The following is a 26,782-nucleotide window of genomic DNA, read 5'->3' as shown; positions in this document are numbered from 1 at the left end:
CATCAGGTCGGAAAGGGCTCTAGCCTCTGCCGCACGCGGCTCCGACCTACCCGGCGTGATCACCGCCCAGATGCCGGAGGCGATGATCGAGGGCTATGAGGACGCGCTGGCCCAGGATTTCGTGGGCGAGACGCCCCATCCACCGATGATCGGCGCCGTCCTGAGCGCCGCCACGCCGGTGATCCCCATCGGCAAGCGCTTCTGGCCGATCACCCGGACCGAGCGCCACAAGATCGAGTCGATCTGCCTGAGCGCCCCGGTTCGCCAACTGGTGACCAGCCTGAAGTCACGGGGCGAGAACGTCGACCTCCAGCAGAACCGCGTAGCGCAGCCGGCCCAGCGAGCTTTGCGCCGGGATAGTTGAGGGCGGTCAACTGCGTTCTGAAGCTAGAGCATTTTCCGATAAGTGTGAAACGGCTATCGGATCGAAAAAGGCCCTAAACTTATGATTTAGAGCCCTTTTCGCCCGACCCTGATGAAGCCATCAGGTCGGAAAAGGCTCTAGTCTTGTGGCGGCGCGGGAGCGGGTTGTACTGGCGCGGTTGGCTCGCTGGGCTCGACAGGGGGCTCTTCCAGGGTCTCGGTCTCGATCGGGGCGAGCAGGTCGTCGGGGAGTGCCTCGATCACGGGTGCGGTCAGGACTTCGGTACTTTCCGCAGGTGTCGGCGCACCGATCGCGAAACTCATATATTCGCGCCAGATGCGGGCTGGCGCACCACCGCCAACGACGCCGCGCATCGGGGCGTTGTCGTCGTTACCCAGCCATACCCCCACCACGAGGTCGCCAATGTAACCGACGAACAGGGCGTCCCTGTACCCTTGGGTCGTGCCGGTCTTGCCGAAGGCGCCCGGCAGCGCCGCCTCGAAGCCGGTGCCGCGATGGACGGCTGAGCGGAGCATGTCGCGCATGCCGGCCAGCTCGGCCTTGCCCAAGGGCCTGGGCGCCCGCGGAGCCCGCCAATCGGCCAGGCCATGCGGGATGATCGGCGCTTTTCCGGCCGCGATCGCCGCATAGGCGCCGGTCAGTTGAACCAGGCTCATGGGGCCCGTGCCCAGGGCCAGCGTCAGGTCTTCAGGTACAGGTTCGTCGACACCCAGCGCGCGCACCATCCGGACGATGTCGTCTCGCCCCACCTGCTGAGCCAGGCGCACGGCGGCGACATTGGAAGAGCCGGCGAAGGCGGTGATCAGGGGCACAGTGCGTCCAGCGTACTTGCCTTCGTGATTTCTTGGGCTCCAGCCTTGAACCTCCACGGGGGTGTCCAGGATCGGGGTGGTGATCGTCGCCCCTTCGCGTAAGGCGGCGAGATACACGAACAACTTGAAAGCCGAGCCGGGCTGACGCCCCGCGTCGCTGCGATTGAACTGACTTTGGCCATAGTCCCGGCCGCCAACCATGGCCACGACCTCGCCGTTGGCGCGCATGGCGACCAGCGCGCCTTGAGAGATGTTGAGCGCCTTGCCTTCCCGGGCCAGCACCCGGGCCAGTATTCTTTCGGCGCCGGCTTGCAGGCGCGTGTCGAGGGTGGTGGCGATGACCGTTTCGCCGTAGCGGCGTGGAGCGGTGGCGCGGGCCTGCGGCATGACCCAATCGGCAAAGTAGGAGCCCGTCGGGATCCTGGTGCGCGGGGCGATGACGATCCGGCGTCGGGCTTCCAGCCTTGCCTGGCGCTCGGTGATCGCTCCGGTTTCGGCCATGGCCGCCAGCACGGCGCGCATCCGGCTCCGCGCGCCTGCCAGGTTTTCGCTGGGCGCCAGACGGGAAGGGGCCTTCACCAGACCCGCAAGCATCGCCGCTTCGCCGATCGACAGGGCCTCGGGGGTCTTGTCGAAATACTGCCGCGCCGCGGCGCGCAATCCGAAGGCGCCCTGCCCGAAATAGACCGAGGACAGGTAGCGCGACAGGATCTCGTCCTTCGACAGCCGCGCTTCCAGATAGAGGGCGATCATCGCTTCCTGGACTTTGCGCCTCAAGGTGCGGTCGTTGGTCAGGAAGGCGTTCTTGGCCAGTTGCTGGGTGATGGTCGAGCCGCCTTCGGAGACGCCGCCGGCTTGCACATTGGCCCCGAACGCGCGGGCGATGGCCTTGGGGTCCACGCCCAGGTGCCGGTAGAAGCGGCGGTCCTCGATAGCGATGAAGGCGGCGGGAACGTGGGGCGGAAGGGCCGAGGCGACGATGGGCCTTTCCTTGTAAGATCCGCGCCGGGCGATAGGCGCGCCATCGGCGGCCAGCAGCACCAGGGTAGGACTTTCGACAGGTTCCAGAGCGCGGCCAAGCGGTAGGGACCATAGCAGCGGGACCAGGCTCGCCGTCGCAACGATCACGACGGTGGCGACGATCAGCAGCCAAGGCCGCTTCCAGAGCGCCGGTCGCGGCTCTCCCGCCGGACCGCCGGCGAGCCAGGCGACTGTCCGGCGTGCGCCCAGGAGCGTCCTTGCCGTCACAGGCTGCGTCATGCGCTGGAGCCGCTCGGCGGACGCGCGCGAGCGCGCCCAAACGAGGGTCGCCAGATGGTGAACTTTCGCAGCCAGGTCCATGACCGCGGACATAGCCTTCGGCGTCGCTTCCGGCCAGCCCGACGCACCCATAAGCGGGTTGGCTGGAACGGTTTGCGCCAGGGCGGGTTCTGATCAGGTCGTCGCAGGGCAGTCGCGGCGGAGCTCAACCCGGCGCGCTTGGCGCGCCCCAATCGGGATCAGGACATGGACGAGCAATTCAACGGCGCGCTGGATATCGGCGTGGGTCGCGTGGAGAATGCCGAGGGCGCTCTCACCGGCGACGTTAAGACCCAGGTCAAGGGCAAGCTCAAGGAAGCGGCGGGCGCAGCCAAACAGGCCGTGGGCCAACTCAAGTCCGTCGCCAACGACGCCTTTGGCGACGCGCAACATCGTGTGCACGACGCAGCGCTCCTCGCGCGCGATCAAGCCAAGGACCGTTTCTCCCAGGCGGAAACCTATGTTCGCGACAAGCCAGGCCCGGCCTTGGCTATCACCCTGGCGATTGGTCTTGTCATCGGCCTAGTCCTGCGCGGACCTAGCAGCCGAACCGTCTATCTGCGCGACCGCTAGGTCCGCAGCAGACCGGCCTTCGTGCGTCGGCAATCCAAGACTTCAACGGCGGCGCGGTGCGCCGCCGTTTTTGTGTCCGCGAATCCAACTCCTGCACAACGATTTTGTCGATAATCTAATCTTCCGTTTCCGAGCGGGCGCATGCTCCGAAGCGCGAAGACGTTTGTGAATGTCGGTCGCGGCGATGGCCGCTTCGGCAGTGGCGACGGTGATCTGGTTGATGCCTCGGACGACGTCTCCGGCGGCATAGAGTCCGTCGATAGAGGTTTGCTGGTGACTGTCGACGACGAGGTTGCCCTAGGGGCATGATCTGCGCCCCACGCCACGGCCAGCCGGCTTTGCATCTCGCAGCCCAGAGCCAGATACAGACAATCAAAGCTGCGCGCCTCCTGGCCCGGAGGCGTCACTTGCACCGGCCCGAGCCCGACGGACACGTCCGACAGATCGACCGGCAGCACCTCGACGCCTCGCGTCCGCAGGGCGCACGGATCGCTCAGGCTCGAAGCCGGGCCAAGATGCAGCAGGGTCACGCGCGATGAGTAGGTGGTGAGGAAGGTGGCCTCGCGCGCGCCAAGGTCGCCATCGCCAAGAACGGCTATTTGCTGGTCTATCGCTTCATAGGCGTCGCAGATCGGACATATACGGACGCGGGCCGCCCGAATGGCCATATCGATGTTCTCAAGGTCAGGTTTGCGGTCGATGACGCCGGTCGCCAGAACGACAAATCGTCCTCGAAGCGTCATGGATTCAGACCCGGGCCCTTCGGTTGAAAGCTCGAAGTGGTCCGTCGCGCGGACCAGGGTTTGGCTCGGGCGGTGACGCGCTCCGCGCCATAGCGGCTCGCTTGCTCCGACAGTCTCGACAGCAGGGCGTCACCGCCGACGCCGTCGGGAAAGCCGGGCGTGTTATGGCCCTCGGGGATCCAGCTGGCGCGCGACAGTCCGCCGTCAAGGATCAGGACCTTGCGGCGAAAGCGCCCAAGGTAGGTCGCCGCTGTCAGGCCAGCGGGACCGGCGCCGACGATGATCACGTCGTAAGATGTCATGGTCTACCTATCCGGCGTGTTTTCGGGCTCAAGCCAAACGACAAGGGCGGTATCCGGTTCATCGTGTCGGCCGCCCTACAGCGGCGCGCCAAGGGGATATGGAAAGGCGTTAGGCCAATGCTCGGGCCGAGATCTCTCGTGAACGACGACCTTCGCCGGACCCGCCCACGCCCTAGCCAGGGCCGCAGCGCGCAACCGCGCCTGGCGCCGGCTCTTGAAGAACAACACCTCGCCGGTAGCCAAGACATTCAAGCTCCAGCCGCCATCGAATGGCGAAACGTCGAAGACGCTAGGACCGGGCGCGCTACTCCGCAGCATAGACCAGCGGGTGGGCATGGGCCCAAAGGTGGGCGCGATAGGTGTCGAAGCACTGCTCGCCGCAAATCAACCGCATCATCGCGCCCTCGGCAATGAACCGGGCGCAGGACGGCTCATCGCTGACCAAGGGATGCAGGGCCTCCGCGTTCCAGGCTTTGGAGTGTGCAACATCCAGCACCGCATGCAGGCCGAAATACTTCCGGACCTCGGGCGACGCGCCCACTCGCTTCAGGCCGGCGTCGATGCAAGCCACGCGCGTCGGAGCGGTAAGTTCGACGACGCCCAAGGCCCCGATCGAGTGGTAGACATAGCGGCGGGTGGTCGCGAACGCGGTCATGGTGTTGGCAAGACACAGCGACTGCCAAAGGGTTCTTTCAATCTCGGGCGTCAGGCCCAGCTGCGCCGTCGTGCGCGTGAGCATGGGTCCGTGCATACCGCTGGCATTGCCGCGTCCCATTTCGTCCCAATAGTTGCGGGCGAGCTCCAGCTTGGCGCGATCCGGCACCTTGACCTGGGTCATAGCGACGAGATCGTCGAAACCGGCCTCGCCTGCGGCTTCCTGGGCGAGAAACCACTTGAGGTCCTCGAGGCCTGCCGAGCCTTCCAGCCAGTCGAAGAGTGGATCCCACTGGCCGGGCCCGTGGTCCTTCAGCTTTTCGAACCAGATAATAAACGCATTCGCCTCGGTGGGCACGTCGGCGACAAGAGGCGCGATGTGAGCGCGAAACGCCTCGATGAAGGCGCCTTCCACGCGTTTCATTCTCGCGTCGTCGTCAAGTTCGGACTGCCAGGCGCTCGACGGTGTCGCCATCGCCAATCGACGACGGTTCCAATGCGCCAAGCCGCTATGCAGTGCTTCTGCATCGGGAAACTCTGGACTAAAGGCGCCCAGGCCAGACAATCGATCACCACCAAACACCAGGTGACTCCCTATATAAACGCCGATAAGGGCGCACGTATGAGGTGTTAACGGGGCTCGGGGCCTGACGTTCCTAAGTTGGACGCCAGACAAAGGCGGGTTGCGGAACTGGCCATGCCTCTCTCAAAGCGGGCGGTGTGGCGAGATCTGGGAGCCGATCCAGGGTTTGAGCGAGACGCAATCCCTACACTTCGGGATTTGCGTCAGGCTAGGGTCGGCACAGGCTCCTGAACGCCACGACCGGCGCGGGTCACCAGGTTGAGCTCGCAGAAACGAGCGATTTCCTCGTTGTAGGCTTCGGACCGTTCCAGGAAACCCATGTGATTGGCGTCGTCGATCACCCGCAGGCTGGCGAACGGGGCTTGGCCTGCAATGTGCTCGCTGGCCTCCTGCTTGGTGACGATATCCTTGTCGCCCGCCAGAATGAGGCACGGGACAGAAGCTTTCACGATGGCGTCGTGCGCATCCCAGCGGAACATCGCCAGATTGCCGCGCGCCGAGGCCGCGGGCGGATTGCGTGTGGCTAGCAAGGTAGTCTGTTCCAGTTGGCTGCGAGTCACCTGGCTGGCGAAACCGATCCGGTTGGCCATATGCGCTGAGCCGCTCAGATAGCTCTGCCAGGCGCCCAGCCAGGCGAGGGGCTGCAGCCAGATCGCCAGGCGGAACACCGGCTCCAGAACTGGCCAGCGCAGAGCCAGGGCCAGGGGGCTCAGCACCATGGTCTTGAGCGGATTGATATAGGTCGTGTTGACCAGCACCAGTCCCGCGACTTGGTCGGTCAGGACCTCCGGGTGGTCGCGCACGAGCGTCAGGATGGTCATGCCGCCGATGCTGTGGCCAACCAAGATGGCTGGCTTGCCGTTGGTGAGCGACAGCAGCGCTTTTAGGTCTGTGGCGAAGTGAGACAGATCCACGGTCGAGCCGCTAGCGGCTCGTGATCGCCCCAGCCCCGGCAGGTCCCACACGATGACCCGGAAGCGTTGCGAGAGGTGACGGCGCAGATAGTACCAGATGGTGCTGTCCAGGCCCCAACCGTGGGTGAGGATGACCGTCGGAGCGTCCGCAGGTCCATGCACCTCCACATAGAGGTTCGAACCCGTTGGGCTGGCGATCATTTGATGCTCGCCGCGCTCGGCGCGTGTGGGGTCTTCGTCGGCCTTGGTCAGGAGCGGCGTCAGCACCAGCCGGCCCAGACACGACCAGGCAAGCAAGGCGAGAGCCGTCCATAGTCGCCAGTGTTCGCGGACGTGATGCGAGACGTCATAAGCGTCCATGACCCATGAGCCCTGATACCAAGACCACAGAAGATAGGCCGCGGCGGCTAGCATACCCCAGGAGGCGAGCGACAACACGAGGCCGGCAAGGATAATCGGGGGCATGCGGTGGTCCCGATAGCGGGAAGAAGCGAGGGACTGCCTAATGGGTCGCCCGTACGAGCGTTCCATCGGGCGGGAACCGGAACACCCTTGATCTGCGTCCGTTAGCGATGGCCAAACCGGGGAAACGCCATGACGACCGAGCCGCTCGCGGAGCTCTTGAAAGCGCTCGCCGCCAGGAATTACCGCTTCATCACGCCGACGCCTTCGACCTGTCGGCGGATGGCTGGCAAGGCGCTGACCGGGCGTCCCGACCTGAGAGATATCTTTGGCTGGAGCCGCGCCTTCGCCCAATGCGATCTGGACCCGGCGCTCTGGGCGCTGCTCGATCAGGCCGGAGCCCTGACCTGGGACGCCAGCGGCTGGCGATCCCGCTTCAGGGTATCGACCGTCCACGAGCGGTTGTTCCTGCACTCGGCCTTTCCCGCCAACACAGCCGACGCGATTTTTCTGGGTCCTGACAGCTATCGTTTCGCCGACCTGATCGCGGCTGGACTGGCAACAGGGGGGCACGTCCGGTCTATCCTCGATATCGGTACAGGAGCGGGCGTCGGCGGACTTGTCGCCGAGCGTTATGCGCCCGGCGCCAAGGTCTTGCTCAGCGACGTCAATCCAGCGGCCCTGGACCTGGCGCGCGTCAATGCCAGCCACGCCCATGCCGACTTCGAGGTCCGCGAAGCGAGCGGGCTGGAAGGCGCGCTCATGGATCTGGATCTCATCGTCGCCAATCCGCCCTATGTCGCGGGCCAATCGGGACGCACCTACAAGGATGGCGGCGACATGCACGGCGCCCGGCTATCGCTGGATTGGGCGACAGCCGGCATGGCGCATCTGGCGCCCGGTGGCCGGTTCATCCTCTACACGGGCAGTACGATCCTGGATGGCGGGAGCGACCCCCTCCGGGAAGCGTTGGAAGAAGCCGTCGCCAAGACGGACTACCAGCTTGGATATCGCGAACTGGACCCAGACATCTTTTCCCGCGAACTACGAGGCGAAGCCTATGCCGCCGCAGAGCGTATCGCCGCTGTCGCCGCCGTGATCACGCGACCGAGCTAGCCCTGGACGCCGCTTCGACCAGCGGGTCCAGAGGCCGCCGGGTGTTGAGGTCCAAGCCGTCGCCGCTGGCCAGCACATGCAGCCGAACATCATGTATCGACAGCGCGTTCTCGGTGCGCGCCTCGGCGATGTTGGAGGCGGTGACCCCCTCGGCGTCGACGACATAGACCGCCCCGTGGCCGATCACCCGGAAGGCCTCCCCCTCGACGACGATGGCCGTGTCCTCGTCGATGCCGACGCCCAGGATGCGCGGGCTCTGGGCGACGGCGCCGAGCAGGCGACCGATCCGGCCGCGCTCGGCGAAGTGTTGATCGATGATCACGTCGCGCACCAGTCCCAGACCCGGCGCCATGCGCAGGTCGCCGATCCTGTGAGTTTCGGCGCTGGCGCCGCCCACCATCATTGTGTCGCTCATGACCGAAGCTCCGGCCGACGTCCCGGCCACGACGCCGCCCTCGCACCAGATCTGACGAATGCGGGCCTCGATCGGCGTGTCGCCGATCTGGCTGCTGATCCGCAATTGGTCGCCGCCGGAGAAGAAGACGCCTGCCGCGCCCTCCAGCAACGCAAGCTTGTCTTCCCAGTGAGTCTCGCCGCGGTCCTTGACATACAGCTCGACCAGATCGGTTACGCCCAACGCGTCGAACGCCTTTTGATAGGTCTCGAAATAGCCCTCCGGCGCGTGTGAGGCGATCGTGGCGATCACCAGCCGTCCGCCCTTCAGCCGCTCTGCTACCGCCCTGAGGATAGCCATATCGCCTTCCTTGTCCTCATGACCGCCGATGATGACCAGAGGGCCTTCGGTCGTGTTGGCTTGGGTCAAGAAAGCTCTCCTGAGGCATCCTGCGCCCGTTCGGTGAAAGCACGCGCCGCCTGGCCGGCTCGCGCATGGGCCACCGCGAACTGCGGGCTGTTGTGGCCCCAGTCGAGACGGCCGTCGGCGTCGATGACGATCAGCCCGGCCTCTCCGCCCACCCCGGCCAGCCGCGTCAGGGCGGCCTCGATGGCGGGGCCTGGCGGCACGGCTTCCAGGCTGTGGATCAGGCGCGCCGCCAAGGTCGTTCGGATCAGGCTTTCGCCGTCGCCAGAGAGCGAGACGGCCCCGATGGCGTCGTCGGCGTAGAGCCCGCAACCCGGAAGAGGGGAATCCCCCACGCGACCCTGAGGACAACCCGCGAGCCCACCCGTCGATGTTCCGGCCGCCAGGTGTCCCTGGATGTCCAGGGCGACGCAGCCAACGGTGTCGCACCCTCCGTCTGGACGCTCGACGGCGAGGTCGCCGGGCGCGCACATCTCGCCGTCATGGGCCCGCGCGAAGCATTCGGCCCCATGGCCCACCAGCAGGACTTGGCGCTCGGAAAGCATGGAGGCGGCGACGGAGATCGGGTGGCGCAGACCGCCGACCGCAGCGACCGCGCCAACGTCCAGCGTGCGTCCGTCCATGATCGCCGCGTTGCACTCGACCTGGCCCTGCGCGTTCAAGACCGAGCCGTAGCCGGCGTTGAAGGTGGGATCGTCTTCCAAGACGCGGATGGCGGTCTCGACGGCGTCCACGGCGCTGCCGCCTGCCTCCAGTATGGCTTGTCCCGCCACGAGGGCGAGCAGGCAGCCGCTACGGTGGGCGTCTTCCAGTTCTGGAGCGATGGATTTGGCGCCGCCGTGGACGATGATGGCCCAGGACGGACGCTCCGCCTGAGGCTCGATCATGGGATCAGGCAACGGCGCCTTCAAACTCTCCAAGATCCCACTCGGTAGGTCGATCGGTGTTGGCGGCGGGGCGGAACGCCTCGACCTGCCGCCAGGCCGCGTCAACGCCGGTTGGGAAGACGAGCACCAGATCGCCGGGACGCGCCATTCGCAGCGCCGTGGCGATGGCCTCGCTCTCGTTGAGGATCCGATGCAGGTGCTCGTACGGGAAGCCGGCGGCAAGGGCGCCTTCGGTCAACAGCGACACCACCGTTCCAGCCGGTCGGCCTCGACCATCGGGCCGTTCACGGAAGATCAGGTCGTCGAAGAGGTCCGCCGCGATCTCCCCCATCTCGACGATGTCCGCGTCGCGTCGGTCGCCCGGGATGCTGACGACCCCGATCACTCGCCCCACCGAGGGGCGAAGGCGCTTGATCAGGTCGCCGACCGCGCGCATGGCGGCCGCGTTGTGGGCGTAGTCGACGATGACCCGGAAGCCGTGGCCGTCATGGACATTGAACCGCCCCGGATTGTCGCTGCGGGAGGAGTTAAAGCCGCGCAAAGCGCTTGCTATTACGTCCACCGGGACGCCCTGAGCATAGCCGATGGCAATTGCGGCCAGGGCGTTGGCGACGTTGAATTCGGCCAGCCCGCCCAGGGTCGCCGGGATCTCATCGGTGTGCAGGACGCCGCGCCGTTCCCCCCGGTGATGAATGACGAGTTCGCCGCCCCGGGGCGAGGGCTCCCGGACGATCAAGAGACCGCCATCATCGGCATGACGTCGCATCTCCGTCGACAGATCATCGCCGCCCTTGAGGGAGAAATAGGCGATCCGTCCGCCGGCGTGTCGCGCCATCCCGAGGGTGAGGGGATCGTCGCCGTTCAGGACGCTGACGCCGCGCCTGCCGACCGCTTCGGCGACGATCGACTTGACCGCGGCCAGATCCTCCAAGGTGTCCACGCCCTTGAGCCCGAGGTGATCGGAGGTGACGTTTAGCACCACGCCCACATCGCAGCGGTCGAAGCCGAGCCCCTCGCGCAACATGCCGCCACGCGCGGTTTCCAGCACGGCGACCTCGACCGTAGGATCGCGCAGAACCATCCGCGCGCTTTTCGGGCCGCTGGCGTCGGCCGTGAGCAGGCATTCGTCGTCGATATAGACGCCGCTGGTGCTGGTCAGTCCGACGACCTTTCCCTGTTCGCGGAAGATCTTGGCCGCCATGCGGCCCACAGTCGATTTGCCGTTGGTCCCGGTGATCGCGACGATCGGGATTCGCGAGCGGGAGCCTGGCGGGTACAGATGGGCCAGGACGGCGCGGGCCACATCGCGAGGCTGCCCTTCGGAGGGCTCCAGATGCATGCGGAAGCCTGGCGCCGCGTTGACCTCGACAATGCCGCCGCCGGTCTCGCGAACGGACTGGGCGATGTCAGGCGCGATGAAGTCGATGCCAGCGATATCCAGGCCCACGGTCAGGGCGGCGCGGCGGGCGATGGCGGCGTTGTCGGGATGGATCACATCTGTGCGGTCGATCGCCGTTCCACCCGTCGACAGGTTGGCCGTGGCGCGCAAGGCGACCAGTTGGCCCGCCTTGGGGATGTCGTCGAGGCCAAGATCGACCCTACTCAGCATCTCGCGGAGGTGATCGTCGACGACGATGCGGGTCATCACCTGCTCATGACCAACGCCTCGGCGAGGATCTTGATTGGTTCGGTCGATCAATTTGGCGACCGTCGAGGCGCCGTCGCCAATAACCTGGGCCGGGACACGCTGGGCGACCGCCACCACCTTGCCTCCGACCACCAGGATGCGGTGGTCGCGGCCCTCGAACTGCTCCTCGACCACTACGCGGCGGCTGTGCCTGGCGGCTTGCTCGAAGGCCCAACGCACCGCTTCGGGCGTGCGCAATCCAATGTTGACGCCGCGACCGTGGTTGCCGTCCAGCGGCTTGACCACCACCAATCCGCCAAGGCGGGCGGCTTCGGCGACGGCCTGATCGGCGCTGCGCACCACGGCGCCGCGAGGGGTCGGCACGCCGACCGCCGAAAGCACCGCCTTGGTAAGGCCTTTGTCACCGGCGGTTTGCACTGCGATCTGCGAAGTCTCCCCAGTAATGCTGGCGCGAAGGAGCTTTCGGCGCGCGCCGAGACCAAGCTGCACGAGGCTTTGGGCGTCAAGCCGTTCGACCGGAATGCCGCGTCGACGCGCTTCGGCGACCAGTGATCGGGTCGTGGGACCCAAAATCTCGCCCTTGCAAATAACGCGCAGCGCCGTGATCGCAGCGTTCAGGTCGAAGGGGGCTTCCACGCCGCCAGCGAAAGGCGCAGCCACCATGTTGAGGTTGGCCGTGCCCTGCAGGATGCGCGGCAGCAGGCTGTTGACGGTCTCGATCGCTACGCGGCCGGCGACGCGGCCAAGGCCTTCGGTCTCGTAGACATAGAGGATGTTGTAGACACCCGGCTGGCCCTTGACCGACCGGGTCTTGCCCCGGCTGACCTCGGCTCCCGCAAGACGCTGAAGCTCCAGCGCCACGTGCTCGATCACATGCCCCAGCCAGGTTCCTTCCCGAAGCCGCCGGACAAAGCCGCCGGGTGAGCGAAAGCAGCAGCCATGCCTCTCCAGTCCGGGCAGGGCGACCAAAAGTCGATCGGTGAAGCCGGGTAGACGCTGGCTCGGCCACGCTTCGAGCGGGCCAAGGTCAAGCTGAACCCTCATCATCGGACGACGGCTGTAGAGATGCGGCCCGCGATAGGTCGATGTTTCGAGGACGCGCATTCAAGCCGCCTCGGCGCTGATCAAATGATGCTCGCGCGCCGGAGCCTGGGCGGCGCAGATATCGCGGATGATCAACGCCGCGGCCAATGACTTGGAGCGCACGATACCGCCCGCGCGCCGCCGATCGTCGGCATCCGTGGTCTGCCAGCACCAGCCTTCGGCCTGGGGATGGATTGAGAAGCGTACCGGATTCGAGACGTCGCTCATGACTGCCGCCCTCGCGTGAGAAGGCTGCACAAACGAAGCCCCGCCAACCCGGTTCCCAAGGGGGGTGTCGACAGAAACCCCTGTGCCAACCCCTGCGCCGTCGGGGTTTTTCTGCAATGCGCCGCGTCGTTCGGCCCGGGAACCTGGGCGGCCAATTTGCGCTCAAACAATCCCAAACCACGCAGAGGCATGCCATGCACACGCCGAACGTTCTCAGCGCCTGTTCGACGGCTTCCGAAGACCTGGGCGTCGCCGTCCAGCAGAAGCTGTCTCACTGGAACCATCAGCGGCTCGATCCAACGGCTCCTTCCCAGACTTGGGAAGCTGAACTGACCGCCGACGCGGAGATGCGTCTTATTGAAGGGCGCTTCGTGGAGGGACAGCGCGAAGCGGTCGCGGCGCGGGCGCTCGAGGCGGCTACCGACGTGGCTGGCTTCATCGATTGGTTCGAAGGCTTGAAGGCGATCGGGCCAGGACAGAACGATCCGCTGTTCCCCTGACTCGCCACCAGCGCCTCGCTCGAGGAGATGCGCTGGTTCCTCCTTCAGGAAGTGGCCGGCGAGGCGGGCTTCGACGACCTCGTCGCCTTGACCCAGGTCAACATGCCCACCCAGGCAAAGTTGGAGCTCGCGCGCAACTATTGGGACGAAATGGGGCGCGGCGCCCAAGCTGGCATGCATGGTCCGATGCTGGACCAACTGGCCAAGGCCCTGGCGCTGGAGCCCACCATAGAAGGGACCGTTCCAGCCTCCCTGGCCATGGGCAATTTGCTGGTCGCCTTCGCCACCAACCGCCGCTACGCCTATCATGCGATCGGCGCGCTGGGCGTCGTCGAGCTCACCGCGCCTTGGCGCGCCGATCTGGTCGCCCAGGGGCTTAAGCGGCTGGGCGTCGGCAAGGAGCGCAAGTATTTCGCACTCCATGCCACACTCGACATCGCCCATTCCGAAGCGTGGAACGCCGAGGTGCTTATGCCGCTGGTTCGCGACCGTCCCGACTGCGCCAGATATATCGCCGAGGGCGCCCTGATGCGGCTGGGGGCGGGGCGCCGATGCTTCGAAGCCTATCGCGCATCGTTGTGGCCTGCCGCCGCTGCGGCCGCCTAAGGCGCGCAGGCGTCCGCAGATCAGCCCGCCCTGTGACCTCTGGCCTGACCGACATCAGCCGCCGCGGCGGCAGTTTGGGCAGGGCGATCCTTGGGCTCGGCGCCGACGATCCTGGCGACGGCGAGATTCGAGGCCACATTGCCAAGCGTTCGGAAAATGTCGGGAATGGTTTCGATGGCAAGCAGCAGGGGCAGGACCTGTAGCGGCACGCCCATGGCAAGGCAGACCGGCCCGATGGTCGCGAAGAACGACACCTGAGACGGCAGGCCGACGGCGGCCAGGCTCACGGCCGCCGCAACCATGATCCCCACAACCGCCACGCCCGGCGTTATGGCCACGCCGTGCAGGTGGGCCAGGTAGATCGCTACGGCAATATTGGCCGCCGCGCTCGCGGCGCGAAAGACCGAGACTGACAGGGGCAACACCACCTCAGCTGCGCCCGGCCCAGTGCGCAAGGTCGCAGCGGCGCCGATTATGGCCGGCAGGCAGGCTAGCGACGATTGCGTTCCCAGGGCGATGACCTGCACAGGCAGGGCGGCCTTGCCGAACGCTACGGGAGAGATCCGGCCGACGATCACCACCAGCAGGTACGCAAAGACGGTTGCGGCCAGGCAGGCGGACACGACTATCCAGACGTAATGGAGCAGGGCGCCGGCCGCCCCGACTCCCATCCCGGCGCCGACGTCAAAGCCAAGCGCCGCCACCCCGAAGGGACCCGCCAGCAACACCCAGCGCACGATGACCAGCCTGGTGGCGACGATGGCCTCGAAAAACCGGACCAGAGGCGTGCGCAGATCGGCCTCGATCCGGCTCGCTGCGAAGCCGAAGAACAGAGCGAAGACCACCAGCGGCGCCATGCTCGTCCCGGCGGCGGCCTTGATCGGATTCGGCGGAATGATTCCGGCAAACCATGCGCCGGCTGCCGCCATCGGCGGCGGGCCGACTTCTCTCTATGACATCAGCGAAAAGCTGACGGCGGCTACGGCATGGCCAAGCTGGGTTTCGACGGCGGGCAGGTGGTTTTCGGCGCCCGCTTCGAGACCATGAAACAGAAGATTTCCGGCTTTACCCAAGCCGGAACCACGGTGACGCCGCTGGTGGTCGAAAACGACTACACCGACATCTTCCCCAGCGTGAATGCCAGGTTCGACCTCGGCGACGATATGGTGCTGCGCGGCGCCGTACAGCGTGGCATCGCCCGGCCGTCGTTTGGCGCGATCCGCACCGGAGCCTCGATCAACGACACCAGGTCGCCGCGCACGGTATCGGGCGGTAATCCCCGCCTGAAACCGGAATACACCTGGGGCGGGGACGTCTCGTTCGAATACTACCTGTCCAGCGACAGCGTGGTCTCGATTGGCGGCTTCTATCGGGGCGTAGACAATGTGCTCTACGGCGCACGCACCAAGGTGACCGACGAAACCTATGACGCCGGCGGCATCGATCGCACGGGCTACGACTTCGTTTCGACGCTGAACGGCAGCAACGGCAAGCTTTACGGCGTCGAGCTGAACTATCAGCAGAGCTTCCGCAGCCTGCCGGCGCCGTTCGACGGCCTAGGCGTCAGCGGCAACCTCGCCCTGCTGGATGGCCAGTTCGATACGCCCGCCCGCAAAGGCGCGCCTTTCCCGGGCACGTCCAAGACCGCGGTCAACACCGCGATCTCCTACGAGAAATACGGCGTATCAGCCCGCCTCACCTACCAATGGCGCGACGACTGGGCCGACACCTTGGGCGGGCTGGGCCTCGGCTCCGGTGGCGACGAGTTCCGCAAGGCCTGCGGCAATCTGAATCTGACCCTGCGCTATGCGCTGAACTCGAACCTGACCCTGTTCGCCGACGCCTCCAACCTGACCGACGAAACCTACATTGCTTACGAGGGCGACACCAACCACCCACTCGGAAGTGGAACAGATCGGTCGCCGGTTCATGGCCGGCCTTGCGCTTCAACTTCTGACCCGGAGACCATTCGTGAAAAAGCTTCTGCAAAGCGTCGCGTTCTCGACCCTGCTGGCCGCCGCGATTTTCCCGGCCGCGACGTCCGCCCTGGCCCAGACCGCGCCGGCCATCGTCCGGGCCGAGAACGGCCATGTTCTGCTGATCGACGGCGGCATGAACTTCCGCGATCTCGGCGGCTATCTCACCGCCGACGGCCGCACAGTCAAGTCGGGCCTGGTCTATCGCTCGGCCCAACTCGGCAACGTTACGCCGGAGGGCTTCGAACAGCTTAAGTCGCTGGGCGTTCGCTCCAATATCGACCTGCGCTCCACCGACGAGCGCAAGGCCGAGCCGATCAAGTGGCCGGCCGACATGGGTGTGAAGGTTCATCAGACCGACTATCCGATGGACATGGCCCCGTTCATCGCTCTGTTCAGCAAGGGAACGGCGACCACCGAAGAAACCCGGGCGCTGATGACCGGCTTCTACAGTGAGGTGCCCTTCACCTTCGCGCCGCAGTAGGCCACTTTGGTGCGACAGGTTCTGGACGACGGCGCGCCTGTGGTCTTCAACTGTTCGGCCGGCCAGGACCGCACCGGCGTGGCCGCCGCCCTGATCCTGACTCTGGTCGGCGTTCCGCGCGAGACGGTGACCCAAGACTATCTGCTGTCGAACACCTATTACAAGCCGGCCGCCAAGCCAGGCGCCGAGGATCCCGCCGTCGCCATGTTCCGTCGCCTGCCGCCCGATGTGGTCCAGGCCCTTATGGGCGTGGACGCGCGATATCTCGACGCGGCTTTCGCGGCCATCGAGGCGCGCGAGGGCGGCTGGAAACGCTATGTCGAACAGGATCTGGGCCTGACGTCCGCAGATCTGGCCCTGCTCAGGGCGAAGCTGCTCACCTGACAGGAGGGCGACGCGCCCGGCGGGCATGCGGTCGGTCAAGTCCGGTTGATCGACACGCCTCCATCCACCAGGGTCGCCGTGCCGGTCATGAGGCTCGATGCGTCCGACGCCAGAAAAGCAGCAGCGTTGGCGATCTCTGTGGGTTGAGCGATCCGCTTCAGGGCGTACAGTCCAGAGACGAAAGCCAGCGCTTCGGGGGTGTTGGCCACCATCCGGCCCATTGGCGTGTCGATACCGCCGCAGAGCAGCGCATTGGCGCGCACGTTCTGGGCTCCGAACTCGGCGGCGATGACCTGAGTCAGGCCGACCAGCCCTGCCCTTGCCGAAGCATAGGCCGCCATGCCTGGAAAACCCACGGTGTGGCCGACGAAGGTGGAGGTGAAGATTATCGAGCCGCCGCCGCGTGCGAGCATGGCGGGAATCTGGTGCTTGGCGCCAAAAAAGGCGCCGGTCAGGTCGATGTCGTTGGTCTCGCGCCAATCGGAGGCCGAAATGTCCGGGGTTGGCCCCATTTCGGGAATGGCGCCGGCGTTGTTGAATGCGATATCCAGTCCGCCGAACTGATCGGTGGCGGTTTGCGCCAAGGTAATGGCGGTCTCTTCCTCGCGAACATCGCCGGCCACCGCGACCGCCTCGCCGCCGTCGGCCCTGATCGTCGCGACGAGGTCTGCAAGTTCGGTTTCACGCCGCGACGACACTACAACCTTGGCGCCGAGCCGCGCAAACAACCGGGCGGTGACGTGACCGATGCCAGAGCTGGCGCCGGTCACGATGGCGACCTTGTCCTTGAGTAGATGCACGGTGATCCCTCCTGAAAGAAGGCCCACGTCCCACGGCCGCCGCCCTCCGGCGACCCGAAACTTGCGATCAATTTGGTTCAAGCTTGGCCGGGTTGGTGGCGCGACCATGACCCACTTGTTGCAACCGCTCGCATTATTGATGGTGCTGATCTGCGGCAGGCCACTTCCAGCCTGTACCGACAATTTACGGCAGCCTTGCGCCCGGTGAAAACCCGAGTCACTCTCTGTCTTAACAACGATAACATTCAGGGAGGGCGTCGGGGCATGGCCAGTGAACGCTTCGATTATATCGTCATCGGCGCCGGCTCGGCGGGTTGCGTGCTGGCCGCTCGGCTGACGGAAGATCCCAAAATCAAGGTCCTGCTGCTGGAAGCCGGCGGCAAGAACACCTCGATCCTGGTGCGCATGCCGGCCGGTGTCGGCGAGCTGATCAAGGCTAAGGGCGAGCAGAACTGGGGCTTCTGGACCGAGGCCGAACCACACCTGGATGGCCGCAAGCTCTGGTGGCCGCGCGGCCGGGGCCTGGGCGGCTCCTCGGCGATCAACGGCATGATCTATATCCGTGGCCATGCGCGCGACTACGACCAGTGGCGGCAGATGGGCCTGTCGGGCTGGTCCTATTCGGAAGTGCTGCCCTATTTCAAGCGCTCCGAAACTCATCATGGCGGCGCCGACGCCTACCATGGCGAAAGCGGTCCGCTGCACGTGTCGAAGGGCGAGTCTGTCAGCCCCTTCTATCCGGCCCTGATCGAGGCGGGGCGTCAGGCGGGCTACAAGACCACTCGCGATTTCAACGGCTATCAGCAGGAGGGCTTTGGGCCTTACGATCTGACGATCCGCGACGGCAAGCGCTGGAGTGCAGCGGCGGCCTATCTGTCGGCGGCCTTGTCGCGACCAAACCTGATCTGCGTGACCGAGGCCCGGACGACAAAGATCCTGATCGAGAAAGGCCGCGCCATCGGTGTCGACTATGTGGTCGGCAAGGGCGGCGAGAAGCGCACGGCCTATGCCGACGCCGAGGTGCTGCTGAGCGCCGGCGCGGCGCAGTCGCCACAGATCCTGCAGTTGTCGGGCATCGGCGCGCCCGATCTGTTGAAGAAGCACGGCGTGGCCGTGGTCCAGGAATCGAAGGGTGTCGGCGCCAACCTGCAGGACCACCTCGATGTCAGCCTGTCTTGGACGACCAAGAACCTAACGACCGCCTATTCAGCCAATAAGGGTCTCAAGAAACTGGGCACCGGCCTCTCCTATATGCTGATGGGCAAGGGCCTGGGCCGGCAGCAATTCCTGGAGAGCGGCGCGTTCCTGAAGTCGCGGCCGGATCTGGACCGCCCCGACCTGCAGATCCATGCCGTGCTGGCCATCATGCAGGATCACGGCAAGACCCAGGTCGAGAAGGACGGCTTTACCCTGCATGTCTGCCAGTTGCGGCCCGAAAGCCGGGGCGAGGTTGGGTTGCGCTCGGCCGATCCGTTCGACGACCCGACCATACTGGCCAACTATCTGGCCGCCGACGAGGATCGCCGGGCCCTGCGCGAAGGCGTCCGCATGGCGCGCGAGGTGGTGGCCCAGGCCGCGCTCGATCCCTATCGCGACGCCGAGTACGCCCCGGGCGCCGATGTGAGCGCCGACGCCGACATCGACGCCTGGATCCGCGCCAAGTCCGAGACCATCTATCACCCGGTCGGCACATGCCGGATGGGCGCGGCGGGCGATCCGCTGGCCGTAGTCGATGACCAATTGCGAGTGCAAGGCATCTCGGGACTACGGGTGGTGGACGCCTCGGTCATGCCGACCCTGGTGGGCGGTAACACCAATGCGCCGACCATCATGGTGGCCGAGCGGGCGGCCGACCTTATCCTTGGCAAGGCCGCGCTCCCGCCGATAGATGTGCCGGTGTTCGAGGACGGGCGCGCCGTCGCGGCCTGAGCTCTCTTTCGGAGTTTGAGTGAATGCAACGTCGCCCCCTTGGCCGGTCCGGCCTCTCGACCGCCCCGCTGGTGTTTGGCGGCAACGTCTTTGGCTGGACGGCTGACGAGGCGACCTCGCATCGCCTGCTCGACGCCTTCGTCGGCGGCGGCTTCAACGCCGTCGATACGGCCGATGTCTATTCGGCCTGGGTTCCGGGGCACGAGGGCGGCGAGTCCGAGGCCGTCATCGGCCGCTGGCTGAAGGCGCGGGGCAGGCGGGACGACGTGCTGATCCTGACCAAGGTGGCCATGTGGCCCAAGCACCCGGGCCTGTCGGCCGCCAATATCGAGGCCGCGGTCGAGGGCTCGCTGCGGCGGTTGCAGACCGACTATATCGACCTGTACCAGTCGCACCAAGACGACGCCGAGACCCCGGTCGAGGAGACGCTGGAGGCCTATGGCCGACTGGTGAAGGCCGGCAAGGTGCGGGCCATCGGGGCGTCCAACTTTACGCCCGCCCGGCTGGCGGAGAGCCTGGCGGCTTCGGCGGCGAACGGCCTGCCACGCTATGAGACGGTCCAGCCGAAGTTCAATCTCTACGACCGCGAACAGGTTGAGGGCGAGATGGCCGCCCTGACGGCGACCGGAGGAGTGGGCGTAATTTCCTTTTACGGTCTGGGCGCCGGCTTCCTGACCGGCAAGTACCGTTCCGAGGCGGATCTGGACGGCCGGGCGCGTCGACACACGATCAAGCGCGAATACATGAACGAGAAGGGCTTTCGGGTGCTGGCGGCGCTGGACAAGGCGGTGGAGGCCACCGGCGCCAGCCACGCCCAGATCGCCCTAGCCTGGATCATGGCCCATCCAGCCATCACCGCTCCGCTCGCCAGCGCCACCAGCGTCGCCCAACTGGAAGAGCTGATGGGCGCAGCCCGGCTGACCTTGCCGACCGAGGTGATCGCCGATCTGGACGCGGCCCTCTAGTCTAGGCGATGCGGCGACCGTCCAGGGTGGCCAGGCGCAGCTGCGGGCCTTCCTGGTCGGCCAGGCCCAGCGACTGGATCTGGCGCACACCCAGCTCATAGGCCGGACGCCCCTCCAGCCGCGCCATGATCGCGATCGGCTGATAAATGCCCAGGAATCGATCGGTTTCGCCGTTCACACCGCGCAGGGGGGCGAACATCACCTCCATGCCGACGGAGGGCACGCCTTGGGCCCGGATGTCGGCGGTGACGACTATGGGCTGGCAGCGGCGGCGGGCGATCTCCAGCGAAGATTTCAACTCCAGCCGGTGCGACAGGGCCCACAGGCTCAGCAGGTCCTCGTTCCGGAGGTCGCGGGCGTGCAGATCGGTCAGAAAACCGCCGGTCAAACGAAAGGGCATCCGGCCCAGTTTCTCGCGTCCGGCGATGAAAACCTGCGGCAGAAGGTCGGTGAAATCGCCCGGATCGATGTCGGCGCGCGCCGGCGCCGGCGCGTCGCCTTTGCGATCACGCCAATAGTCTATCAACCGTTGTGTGCTTGGATGGAACATCGTCGTCCCCTCGGCGGGCCATTCCACGGCTGTTTTTCGCCGCACGAGGCTTGCTGGGAGACTTGGGCCAGAGCCCCGATCGTCCCGTTTTGGCGCAAGCCTGCCGGGAGGGCGGGTGACGGCCCGATTCTTGCTGGCCGAACGGTTAGACGACGTCGTGTGAAGGGGATCGCCATGAAGGCGCCGAAACGATCGATGCGCAGGTTGATGTGGGGCTTTGGCGCCCTGCTGGGAAGCCTGATGCTGGGCGGCGCGGCCAATGCGCAGTGCGGCAACAGCTGCCCGCCTCCGCCGCCCGTCTGCTGCAAGCCGCCGCCGGCTCCGCCGAAGCCTCCCAAGCCGCCCAGCACCCCGTGCTGCACGCCGGGTCACAACGTCAATATTCCGGGCGTGAACATCAATGTGGGCGCGACGGTGATCGTCAATGCCAATGCCAGCGCCTCGGCGGGAGCCGTGGCCGGAGCGAGCGCGGGGGCCGGAGCAGGCGCCGGGGCTGGCGCGACCACCAATGTCTATTACGGCGGCGGCAGCCACGGCGGCTACTATTCCGGCCCGATGTCGACCGGCTATATTCAAGGCCTGAATGTCGAGGGCGGCGAGATGCGTCGCCGCGCGTCGTATGAGGCCACCCGCACCAAGCTGCGCCGCGTTGTCATCCGGGCTGTCTGCCTGGACGATCGCGACGTGCCGCACCCGGCCTCGCAGGTCACGCCCGACCGCGACATCGATGATCGCTATGACGGTGAGCTCTATCGCTGCATCGCCGGCTCGCGGATGCAGTACGTGATCGGCGACTATGAGGGCGTGACCGACATCAGCAACAAGGGCGCCCAGACCTATATCTGCGCCAAGAACGAAGCCCTCTACCACTCGCCGCGCGGCGGCCAGGGCGCCCAGGCGGGTACGCTGATCTGCCGTCCGCAACGTCCGGCCCGCGACTGCAACGAGCGCTCGCTGCTGCGTCGCTTCGGCGCCGGCGTGAAGATCCTGACCATCCTGACCAGCGAGACCTACACGGCCTATCGTGAGGAACAGGTCCGCGAGACCAGCGCATCGTCGATGAGCTTCAGTCTCGATGGCGGCGTCGGCGGCGTGGTCTACTAAACCCGTTTCCTTCGGCGAAGAATTGGGCCCTCCCGTCGCCGACGGGAGGGCCCTTTCGTATCTACTCGCCTTCCGGCTTGACCAGCACGCTCCAGGACTTGTCGTCGCCCAGGAAGGTGCGGGCGGCCTTCTGGACGTCGGCGGCCTTGACCCGCTCCAGACCGGCGATCACCGAGCGGGTGGAGTCCAGGATGCGCGGATCGGTCTGGGCGCCTGACAGATTGCCCAGCCAGTACTCGTTGGTGACCCGCGACTTTTCGATCTGGTCGATACGCGGCTTCTTGGCGCGGTCCAGCTCGTCGGCCGTGACGGGCTTGTCGCGCAGGTCGGCGGCGATCTGGCGGATCGAGGCGGCGACGGCGTCCAACTGCTCGGGCGGCACCTCGACGCTGACCGACAGATAGCCCCAGTCGGTGAAGACCACGCTGTGGGTGGCCCCGGCCGAGGGAGAATAGGTGGCACCCTGCTTTTCGCGCAGTTCGTCTGTCAGTCGCAACTGCATCACTTGGGCCAGGACCGAGGTGTCGCGCGAACGCTGCAGGTCGGAGAACAGGTCGTCGGTTCGCCAGGTCATGAACAGCTGGGCCTGGTCGGCGCGGCCCTTGTGGGTCAGCACCACCGGCGTCCTGGAGGGCGCGGGGAAGGGAACCTGACGCGCGGCGACCGGGGCGGCGACACCCGGGCGGGGCGGCAGTGCTCCAAAGGTTTCGGCCACGGCCGCGACGGCCTTGTCGACGGTGATGTCGCCGACCACGACCACCTCGATCTCACCCTTGCCGAGCGGATCGGTGACCACGGCCTTCAAGCTGTCCAGCGAGGCGGCTGCGATGTCCGCGCGGGACGGGAAGGTCCAGCGCTTGTCGCCATTGTGCAGCAGGCCGCTGAGGTCGCGTCCGATCACACCGCCTGTGGTGGTTTCCAGCTGGTCGTGGATGGTGCCGTAATAGGTCTTGATCCGCGAGAAGGCCTCCGGCCGCCAGCCGGGCTCCATCGCAAAGCCCGCCAGAACCTGCAGCTCCGTACCGACATCCTCCGGGCGTGTGCGGCCGCTCAGGGTAAAGGCGTCATCCTCGACACCGAGGGCGGCGTTCCAGATCTTGCCGTTCAGCACCCGCTCCATGTCCTGGGCGCTGATCTGCTTGAGGCCGCCTTCGATGAAGGCCGAGCTAGACCACAGGGGGCTCTGGGCGCCCGAGGGCAGGTTCAGCAGGCCATGGCCGATGCGCGCTTTGATCAGCACCTGATCGTCGCGGAACTTGGTCGGCTTGACCGTCAGGCGCACCCCGTTCTCGAAGCGCACGAAAACCGTGTCGAGATCGGCGACGTCCTTCTGCTCGGCGACCTTGCCGATGGGTCCAAAGCTGGCATAGGGCCAGGCTGTGACGCCGGGCGCGGCCGGCACCAGCACCGCGACCTTGCGGGCGTCGGCATAGGCGGCCAGCACCGTTTTCTCGCCACCCTCGATATTGCTCGGGGACGGAATCAGGATCAGCGGACCCTGGCCGGCGAAGGCCGTCTTCAGCGTTGCGCTGACGCGGTCGGCGGTAAGGCCTTTCACGATCTCGTCGAAGCCCGCGAGGTTTTGGCTGGGGCTGGTGACGGTTTCGCCGTCGCCCAGGGTCCCGACGATGCCGCCGGCCAGGGCGGTGGTGCGCTGGGTGGCCTCGCCCGAGACGGCCGCGACCAGGGATGCGCGCATGCTAGCGATCTCGCGATCCAGCTCATCCTGACGCACGCCGAACTGCACGACGCGCCGTTGTTCCTGATCCAGGGCCGCCAGGGCCTCGCGCCAGCGACCGGGCTGGGCCGTTGCGCCGAGCGTGGTCATGCGCACCGCGCCATACTGGTCGCCGGTGAAGGCGCCGCCGGCGATGAAGGGCGGATCGGCGGCGCGGCTCAGGGCCTGCATGCGCCGGTTCAGCACCGCGAAGCCCAGGTTCTTCAGGGTATCGCGAAGGTCGGTGGCCTTGGTTTCGATCAGGCCATCGGGCGTTCCGGCCCAGGACAGCTGCACCGCTAAGGCCGCGCCGGGCTCGACGATTACCTTGGCGGTTTCGCCGCGCCGGGCCAGCTTGCCGACATCGGGATTGGCGCCGGCCGCGCCCTTGGCGGTCCAGTCGCCGAAGCGGGCCTTGATCTTGGCCTCCATGGCGTTGAGGTCGAAGTCGCCGACTGCCACCAGCACCGCCCGTTCGGGACGATAATAGGCCTCGTAATAGTCACGCAGGCGCTGGGCTGGCGCGGTCTTCAGCACCTCGGTCTTGCCGATGGGAATGCGCTTGGGCGGCAGCTGGCCTTCCATCTGGAAGTCCATCGACTTGATGGCTACGCGATAGCCGGGGCTGTCGCGGGTGCGTTCCTCCGACAACACCACGCCGCGCTCCCGATCGACGGCCTCGGCCGCGATGGTCAGTTCGCCGGCCGCCTCGCGCAGGAGCATCAGCGAGGTGTCGACCGTAGCGTCGTCGGTCTTGGGCAGGTCGAGCTGGTAGATCGTCTCGTCCAGCCCGGTGGAGGCGTTGGTGTCGGCCCCGAACGCCAGCCCATGGCGCTCCAGGATCTTGATCATCTCGCCTTCGGGCACGTTCTTGCTGCCATTGAAGGCCATGTGCTCGAGGAAGTGGGCCAACCCCTGCTGATCGTCGGCTTCCATCATCGAGCCGGTGTCGAACCACAGGCGCAGGGCGGCCTGTTGGGGCGGCGTGGCGTTCTTCATCAGGGCGTAGCGCATGCCGCTGGGCAGGACGCCGAAACGCACACGCGGGTCTGGCGCGACGTCCGAAACCTCGTGCGCCCATTGGCCGGGCTTCAGCGACGCCAGGGTCGGGCCAGCAGGCTGGGCCGGAGCAGCGATAGACTCGCTACCAGGGATAGACGGCAGGGACAGCTTGGGCAGGGCCGAGCAGGCGGCGAGGGACAGGCCCGCGGCGGCCAGGAGCATCAAGCGCGAAGCGCGAATCATAGAAAGCCTGGGGTTGGGTGAGCTTTTCGAAGCCGCACCTTGAGCGCCCGTGAAGGCGCAAGCAAGGCGGGCAGCGCGTAGAGCCTTTAGCCTCACATTAATTTATTTGAGGCGTCTAAAAGGCTCCAAATCAAACAGTTAGAGCGTGGCAAGCGCCGAAACCGCTTACACTTTCGGCTGCCACGCTCTAGCGAATGCCGCGATCAGGCGGCGGCGACGTCGCCGGTCTGGCGGCGCAGACGCCAGAAGCGGATGGTCCGCAGCGCCGAGTCTCGGGGCAAGGCGACGTAAAGCTCGCTATAGGCCTTGGCCTTGCCCATCACGTCATCAGACGGATCCAGGATCAGCAGGGCGAAGGTCAGGAACAGGGCGCGATCGAAATCGGCCGCCTTGCAGACCAAGGCCAGGGCGTCCAGCTCGCGGCGCTCCAGGATCTTGCGGGCCGTGTGGAAGTCGATGTCGGCCATGTCGGCCAAGGCGACCAGGAACAGGGTGGTTCTTTTAGAGCGCAGCATGCTCGCGAGGGCCTGGGGCGTGGCGCCGCCCCTGGCCCTGATGGCGTGGAACTCGTGCTCGGCCTGGGTCAGGTCGGCGGGGAGGGCGCCGTCCTGCTCTGCCACGCGCTTGCGGCCTGCGTTCAATGCGGCTTCCAGCGTGGCGGGATCGACGTTGGCGTTTTTTTCCATGATCCGGTCGCGAAGCCGGGCCTCGACCATGAAGTACATTTCGTTGAGCAGATCGACAGGCAGGCTATGGCGGTCGACGACCGCTTCGTGCAGGGCCGGATTGGCGGCTGCCCGGTCGACGACGGCTTCGTGGGCTTCGCGCGACAGCACCGCGCCCTCGTTGCGGAGCAGGACACCCAAGGTGTCGTCGTCGCCGCGCTGGATGATGGCGTCCGACACGGCGCTGGGCACGCTGGCGCGCTGCGAGATGGCGCGAAGATGATCCTGGCCGCGCGTGCGGGCCACTTCCAGCAGGTCTTCGTCCGAGAGGCTCGATCCTCGCAGGATCGGCTGGGCGATGGTGATACTGTCCAGAGCAAGGGACCGGCTGAGGCCGCGGGGCGCGGTGGGCGCCTGGCTCATGCGTTCGGCGAGTTCGACCTTGACCGCCTCTTCCATCTCACCGGCCAGCTGACCCATGATGTCGTCGAACAAACCCATCTCGACCGGGTCGTGATTGTCGCCGGTGAAGAACATGTCGGTGACGCCGCGCAGCAGTTCGCGGCGCTTGCTGCTCGACGGCTCGTCGGCCAGGGCTATCAGGTCGTGAAGCTTGGACTGCATCAGCGAGAACTGTCCTTGCCGTCGTCGCGGTCGCCGTCCTCGTCGCCGCGCGCGCCGGCCGCCAGCCACTCGGCCGAGCCGTGGCGCGGTTCGTCGTCCTTCAGGCGGGGAGCTTCCTCGGAGGGGGCGATGAACACCATGCCGTTGGGCTGAAGCGGAGGCAGGGCGTCGGGTTGCAGGCCGTACTGGCGGCCCACCGAGTAGGTGCGGGCCATGCTCGGGGCCATGGCCTGGGGCGGCGGCGCATAAGAGGCCATGGTCGCGAGCGCGGTCTGGGCTTGCGCGGGCGGGATCGGTTGGCGAACGACTTGTGTCGGAGGCTCGATCTCTTGGCTTGCGGCCGGGATGGGGGCGGAAGCTTGCCGTTTCGCGCCGAGGTTTCGCCAGGGCTCCGACATCGGCGGCTGGCCTTGGGCGACGGGCGCGGGCGTCGCGGTCTGCGGCCGCGCTCCCAGATTGCGCCAGGGTTCGGACATCGGCGCCTGCGCCTGCGAGGGAGCCATGGGCTGACGGGCTTGCGGCGCGACATAAGGCTGACGCCACGGCTCAGAGACCGGCTGAGGCGTCTGGGTGCGAGGCGCGGCGGCGGGTTCCTGCTTGCCGGCCCATCCGAGGATCGGGCCGGCGTAGACCGAAGCGGGGCTCAGGGCTCCGGTCTGGCGGCTGGGGCGTGGGCCGTAGCGGTTCTCGCGCGCCTCTTCGGCGCGCGCGGCGGACGCGACGCAAACGAGGGCGGCGATGAGAACCATGGTGCGCATAGGCGGCCTGCCGGAGGACTCCGAGC

The 26,782-nt window shown here is 66.4% G+C and carries 23 protein-coding genes and 2 pseudogenes; 10 read left to right on the top strand and 15 right to left on the bottom strand.

Annotated features, from left to right (window positions below; all coding sequences use genetic code 11):
- The first annotated feature begins 55 nt into the window (after positions 1-55).
- A complete protein-coding gene (locus ACP69S_RS14400) occupies positions 56-364 on the top strand; it encodes a hypothetical protein (RefSeq protein WP_425998322.1) in 309 nt (102 codons plus the stop codon).
- Between the two features lie 137 nt (positions 365-501).
- Here ACP69S_RS14400 and ACP69S_RS14395 read toward each other — a convergent pair whose 3' ends face one another.
- The gene (locus ACP69S_RS14395; RefSeq protein ID WP_425998321.1) at positions 502-2,457 is read right to left on the bottom strand and encodes a transglycosylase domain-containing protein; all 1,956 of its coding nucleotides are present in this window, start codon (positions 2,455-2,457) and stop codon (positions 502-504) included.
- A gap of 246 nt (positions 2,458-2,703) precedes the next feature.
- Between ACP69S_RS14395 and ACP69S_RS14390 the strand changes: the two genes are divergently transcribed.
- Positions 2,704-3,069: a DUF883 family protein gene (locus ACP69S_RS14390; protein ID WP_425998319.1), complete on the top strand. Its 366-nt coding sequence runs from the start codon at positions 2,704-2,706 to the stop codon at positions 3,067-3,069.
- Here the strand turns inward: ACP69S_RS14390 and ACP69S_RS14385 are convergent.
- From ACP69S_RS14385 to ACP69S_RS14370, 4 genes are all read right to left on the bottom strand, one after another.
- Positions 3,066-3,812: a hypothetical protein gene (locus ACP69S_RS14385; RefSeq protein ID WP_425998317.1), complete on the bottom strand. Its 747-nt coding sequence runs from the start codon at positions 3,810-3,812 to the stop codon at positions 3,066-3,068. The genes ACP69S_RS14390 and ACP69S_RS14385 overlap by 4 nt on opposite strands.
- Entirely contained in the window at positions 3,809-4,114 is a 306-nt protein-coding gene (locus ACP69S_RS14380) for an NAD(P)/FAD-dependent oxidoreductase (RefSeq protein ID WP_425998315.1), read from the bottom strand. Before ACP69S_RS14380 ends, ACP69S_RS14385 begins: the two co-directional genes overlap by 4 nt.
- 304 nt (positions 4,115-4,418) lie before the next feature.
- Positions 4,419-5,333, bottom strand: a complete 915-nt coding sequence (locus tag ACP69S_RS14375; protein ID WP_425998313.1) for an iron-containing redox enzyme family protein — start codon at positions 5,331-5,333, stop codon at positions 4,419-4,421.
- A gap of 221 nt (positions 5,334-5,554) precedes the next feature.
- Entirely contained in the window at positions 5,555-6,730 is a 1,176-nt protein-coding gene (locus ACP69S_RS14370) for an alpha/beta fold hydrolase (protein WP_425998311.1), read from the bottom strand.
- A 129-nt stretch (positions 6,731-6,859) separates the two neighbouring features.
- Here ACP69S_RS14370 and ACP69S_RS14365 point away from each other — a divergent pair, with 129 nt between their 5' ends.
- Positions 6,860-7,783 (top strand): methyltransferase, encoded by a 924-nt coding sequence (locus tag ACP69S_RS14365; protein ID WP_425998309.1) that lies wholly within the window; start codon positions 6,860-6,862, stop codon positions 7,781-7,783.
- Here the strand turns inward: ACP69S_RS14365 and ACP69S_RS14360 are convergent.
- Genes ACP69S_RS14360 through ACP69S_RS14345 form a run of 4 tightly spaced genes read right to left on the bottom strand, consistent with a single transcriptional unit; the run spans position 7,767 to position 12,449 of the window.
- A complete protein-coding gene (locus tag ACP69S_RS14360) occupies positions 7,767-8,606 on the bottom strand; it encodes a cyanophycinase (protein ID WP_425998307.1) in 840 nt (279 codons plus the stop codon). The genes ACP69S_RS14365 and ACP69S_RS14360 overlap by 17 nt on opposite strands.
- Positions 8,603-9,502 carry an isoaspartyl peptidase/L-asparaginase family protein gene (locus ACP69S_RS14355; protein WP_425998305.1) on the bottom strand — a complete coding sequence of 300 codons (900 nt, stop codon included), beginning with the start codon at positions 9,500-9,502 and terminating at the stop codon, positions 8,603-8,605. The genes ACP69S_RS14360 and ACP69S_RS14355 overlap by 4 nt, the downstream gene beginning before the upstream one ends.
- Positions 9,495-12,242, bottom strand: a complete 2,748-nt coding sequence (cphA, locus tag ACP69S_RS14350) for a cyanophycin synthetase (RefSeq protein WP_425998303.1) — start codon at positions 12,240-12,242, stop codon at positions 9,495-9,497. The genes ACP69S_RS14355 and cphA overlap by 8 nt, the downstream gene beginning before the upstream one ends.
- Positions 12,243-12,449 (bottom strand): hypothetical protein, encoded by a 207-nt coding sequence (locus ACP69S_RS14345; RefSeq protein ID WP_425998301.1) that lies wholly within the window; start codon positions 12,447-12,449, stop codon positions 12,243-12,245.
- 116 nt (positions 12,450-12,565) lie between these two features.
- Here ACP69S_RS14345 and ACP69S_RS14340 point away from each other — a divergent pair, with 116 nt between their 5' ends.
- Together ACP69S_RS14340 and ACP69S_RS14335 are read left to right on the top strand one after the other, a co-directional pair.
- A complete protein-coding gene (locus ACP69S_RS14340) occupies positions 12,566-12,949 on the top strand; it encodes a hypothetical protein (RefSeq protein WP_425998299.1) in 384 nt (127 codons plus the stop codon).
- 27 nt (positions 12,950-12,976) lie between these two features.
- The gene (locus tag ACP69S_RS14335; protein ID WP_425998297.1) at positions 12,977-13,555 is read left to right on the top strand and encodes an iron-containing redox enzyme family protein; all 579 of its coding nucleotides are present in this window, start codon (positions 12,977-12,979) and stop codon (positions 13,553-13,555) included.
- Between the two features lie 20 nt (positions 13,556-13,575).
- Here the strand turns inward: ACP69S_RS14335 and ACP69S_RS14330 are convergent, their stop codons facing one another.
- On the bottom strand, positions 13,576-14,484 hold the full coding sequence (locus tag ACP69S_RS14330; protein WP_425998295.1) for a dicarboxylate/amino acid:cation symporter: 909 nt from the start codon (positions 14,482-14,484) through the stop codon (positions 13,576-13,578).
- Between the two features lie 54 nt (positions 14,485-14,538).
- Here ACP69S_RS14330 and ACP69S_RS14325 point away from each other — a divergent pair.
- Both ACP69S_RS14325 and ACP69S_RS14320 read left to right on the top strand, forming a co-directional pair.
- Positions 14,539-15,786, top strand: a pseudogene (locus ACP69S_RS14325) (TonB-dependent receptor domain-containing protein); the annotation flags it as partial.
- Positions 15,668-16,399 (top strand): annotated as a pseudogene (locus ACP69S_RS14320) (tyrosine-protein phosphatase). The pseudogenes ACP69S_RS14325 and ACP69S_RS14320, both read left to right, overlap by 119 nt.
- 35 nt (positions 16,400-16,434) lie before the next feature.
- Here ACP69S_RS14320 and ACP69S_RS14315 read toward each other — a convergent pair.
- Positions 16,435-17,199 (bottom strand): SDR family oxidoreductase, encoded by a 765-nt coding sequence (locus ACP69S_RS14315; protein WP_425998293.1) that lies wholly within the window; start codon positions 17,197-17,199, stop codon positions 16,435-16,437.
- 264 nt (positions 17,200-17,463) lie between these two features.
- Between ACP69S_RS14315 and ACP69S_RS14310 the strand changes: the two genes are divergently transcribed.
- Together ACP69S_RS14310 and ACP69S_RS14305 are read left to right on the top strand one after the other, a co-directional pair.
- On the top strand, positions 17,464-19,128 hold the full coding sequence (locus ACP69S_RS14310) for a choline dehydrogenase (RefSeq protein WP_425998291.1): 1,665 nt from the start codon (positions 17,464-17,466) through the stop codon (positions 19,126-19,128).
- A 23-nt stretch (positions 19,129-19,151) separates the two neighbouring features.
- The gene (locus tag ACP69S_RS14305; RefSeq protein ID WP_425998289.1) at positions 19,152-20,093 is read left to right on the top strand and encodes an aldo/keto reductase; all 942 of its coding nucleotides are present in this window, start codon (positions 19,152-19,154) and stop codon (positions 20,091-20,093) included.
- 1 nt (position 20,094) lies between these two features.
- Here the strand turns inward: ACP69S_RS14305 and ACP69S_RS14300 are convergent, their stop codons facing one another.
- Positions 20,095-20,643 (bottom strand): PAS domain-containing protein, encoded by a 549-nt coding sequence (locus tag ACP69S_RS14300; protein WP_425998287.1) that lies wholly within the window; start codon positions 20,641-20,643, stop codon positions 20,095-20,097.
- A gap of 174 nt (positions 20,644-20,817) precedes the next feature.
- Here ACP69S_RS14300 and ACP69S_RS14295 point away from each other — a divergent pair, with 174 nt between their 5' ends.
- Positions 20,818-21,747 carry a hypothetical protein gene (locus tag ACP69S_RS14295; RefSeq protein ID WP_425998285.1) on the top strand — a complete coding sequence of 310 codons (930 nt, stop codon included), beginning with the start codon at positions 20,818-20,820 and terminating at the stop codon, positions 21,745-21,747.
- 61 nt (positions 21,748-21,808) lie between these two features.
- Here the strand turns inward: ACP69S_RS14295 and ACP69S_RS14290 are convergent, their stop codons facing one another.
- From ACP69S_RS14290 to ACP69S_RS14280, 3 genes are all read right to left on the bottom strand, one after another.
- Complete coding sequence (locus tag ACP69S_RS14290) at positions 21,809-24,709, bottom strand: M16 family metallopeptidase (RefSeq protein WP_425998283.1); 2,901 nt, start codon at positions 24,707-24,709, stop codon at positions 21,809-21,811.
- A gap of 203 nt (positions 24,710-24,912) precedes the next feature.
- Positions 24,913-25,998, bottom strand: coding sequence for a DUF2336 domain-containing protein (locus tag ACP69S_RS14285; RefSeq protein ID WP_425998281.1), 1,086 nt, complete (start codon positions 25,996-25,998; stop codon positions 24,913-24,915).
- Positions 25,998-26,756: a hypothetical protein gene (locus tag ACP69S_RS14280; RefSeq protein ID WP_425998279.1), complete on the bottom strand. Its 759-nt coding sequence runs from the start codon at positions 26,754-26,756 to the stop codon at positions 25,998-26,000. The genes ACP69S_RS14285 and ACP69S_RS14280 overlap by 1 nt, the downstream gene beginning before the upstream one ends.
- Positions 26,757-26,782 lie beyond the last annotated feature (26 nt).

The organism is Caulobacter sp. DWR1-3-2b1, assembly GCF_049895765.1.
Classification (GTDB): domain Bacteria; phylum Pseudomonadota; class Alphaproteobacteria; order Caulobacterales; family Caulobacteraceae; genus Caulobacter.
The sequence above is the reverse complement of the archived record's forward strand: the minus strand, read 5'-3'. Positions and strand labels throughout refer to the sequence as shown.

Bases quoted from the DNA above. Each gene is read 5' to 3' on its own strand.
- ACP69S_RS14395 (WP_425998321.1), bottom strand. From the start codon at position 2,457: ATGACGCAGCCTGTGACGGCAAGGACGCTCCTGGGCGCACGCCGGACA.
- ACP69S_RS14390 (WP_425998319.1), top strand. From the start codon at position 2,704: ATGGACGAGCAATTCAACGGCGCGCTGGATATCGGCGTGGGTCGCGTG.
- ACP69S_RS14385 (WP_425998317.1), bottom strand. From the start codon at position 3,812: ATGACGCTTCGAGGACGATTTGTCGTTCTGGCGACCGGCGTCATCGAC.
- ACP69S_RS14380 (WP_425998315.1), bottom strand. From the start codon at position 4,114: ATGACATCTTACGACGTGATCATCGTCGGCGCCGGTCCCGCTGGCCTG.
- ACP69S_RS14370 (WP_425998311.1), bottom strand. From the start codon at position 6,730: ATGCCCCCGATTATCCTTGCCGGCCTCGTGTTGTCGCTCGCCTCCTGG.
- ACP69S_RS14365 (WP_425998309.1), top strand. From the start codon at position 6,860: ATGACGACCGAGCCGCTCGCGGAGCTCTTGAAAGCGCTCGCCGCCAGG.
- cphA (WP_425998303.1), bottom strand. From the start codon at position 12,242: ATGCGCGTCCTCGAAACATCGACCTATCGCGGGCCGCATCTCTACAGC.
- ACP69S_RS14345 (WP_425998301.1), bottom strand. From the start codon at position 12,449: ATGAGCGACGTCTCGAATCCGGTACGCTTCTCAATCCATCCCCAGGCC.
- ACP69S_RS14340 (WP_425998299.1), top strand. From the start codon at position 12,566: ATGCGCCGCGTCGTTCGGCCCGGGAACCTGGGCGGCCAATTTGCGCTC.
- ACP69S_RS14335 (WP_425998297.1), top strand. From the start codon at position 12,977: ATGCGCTGGTTCCTCCTTCAGGAAGTGGCCGGCGAGGCGGGCTTCGAC.
- ACP69S_RS14330 (WP_425998295.1), bottom strand. From the start codon at position 14,484: ATGGCGGCAGCCGGCGCATGGTTTGCCGGAATCATTCCGCCGAATCCG.
- ACP69S_RS14310 (WP_425998291.1), top strand. From the start codon at position 17,464: ATGGCCAGTGAACGCTTCGATTATATCGTCATCGGCGCCGGCTCGGCG.
- ACP69S_RS14305 (WP_425998289.1), top strand. From the start codon at position 19,152: ATGCAACGTCGCCCCCTTGGCCGGTCCGGCCTCTCGACCGCCCCGCTG.
- ACP69S_RS14300 (WP_425998287.1), bottom strand. From the start codon at position 20,643: ATGTTCCATCCAAGCACACAACGGTTGATAGACTATTGGCGTGATCGC.
- ACP69S_RS14295 (WP_425998285.1), top strand. From the start codon at position 20,818: ATGAAGGCGCCGAAACGATCGATGCGCAGGTTGATGTGGGGCTTTGGC.
- ACP69S_RS14290 (WP_425998283.1), bottom strand. From the start codon at position 24,709: ATGATTCGCGCTTCGCGCTTGATGCTCCTGGCCGCCGCGGGCCTGTCC.
- ACP69S_RS14285 (WP_425998281.1), bottom strand. From the start codon at position 25,998: ATGCAGTCCAAGCTTCACGACCTGATAGCCCTGGCCGACGAGCCGTCG.
- ACP69S_RS14280 (WP_425998279.1), bottom strand. From the start codon at position 26,756: ATGCGCACCATGGTTCTCATCGCCGCCCTCGTTTGCGTCGCGTCCGCC.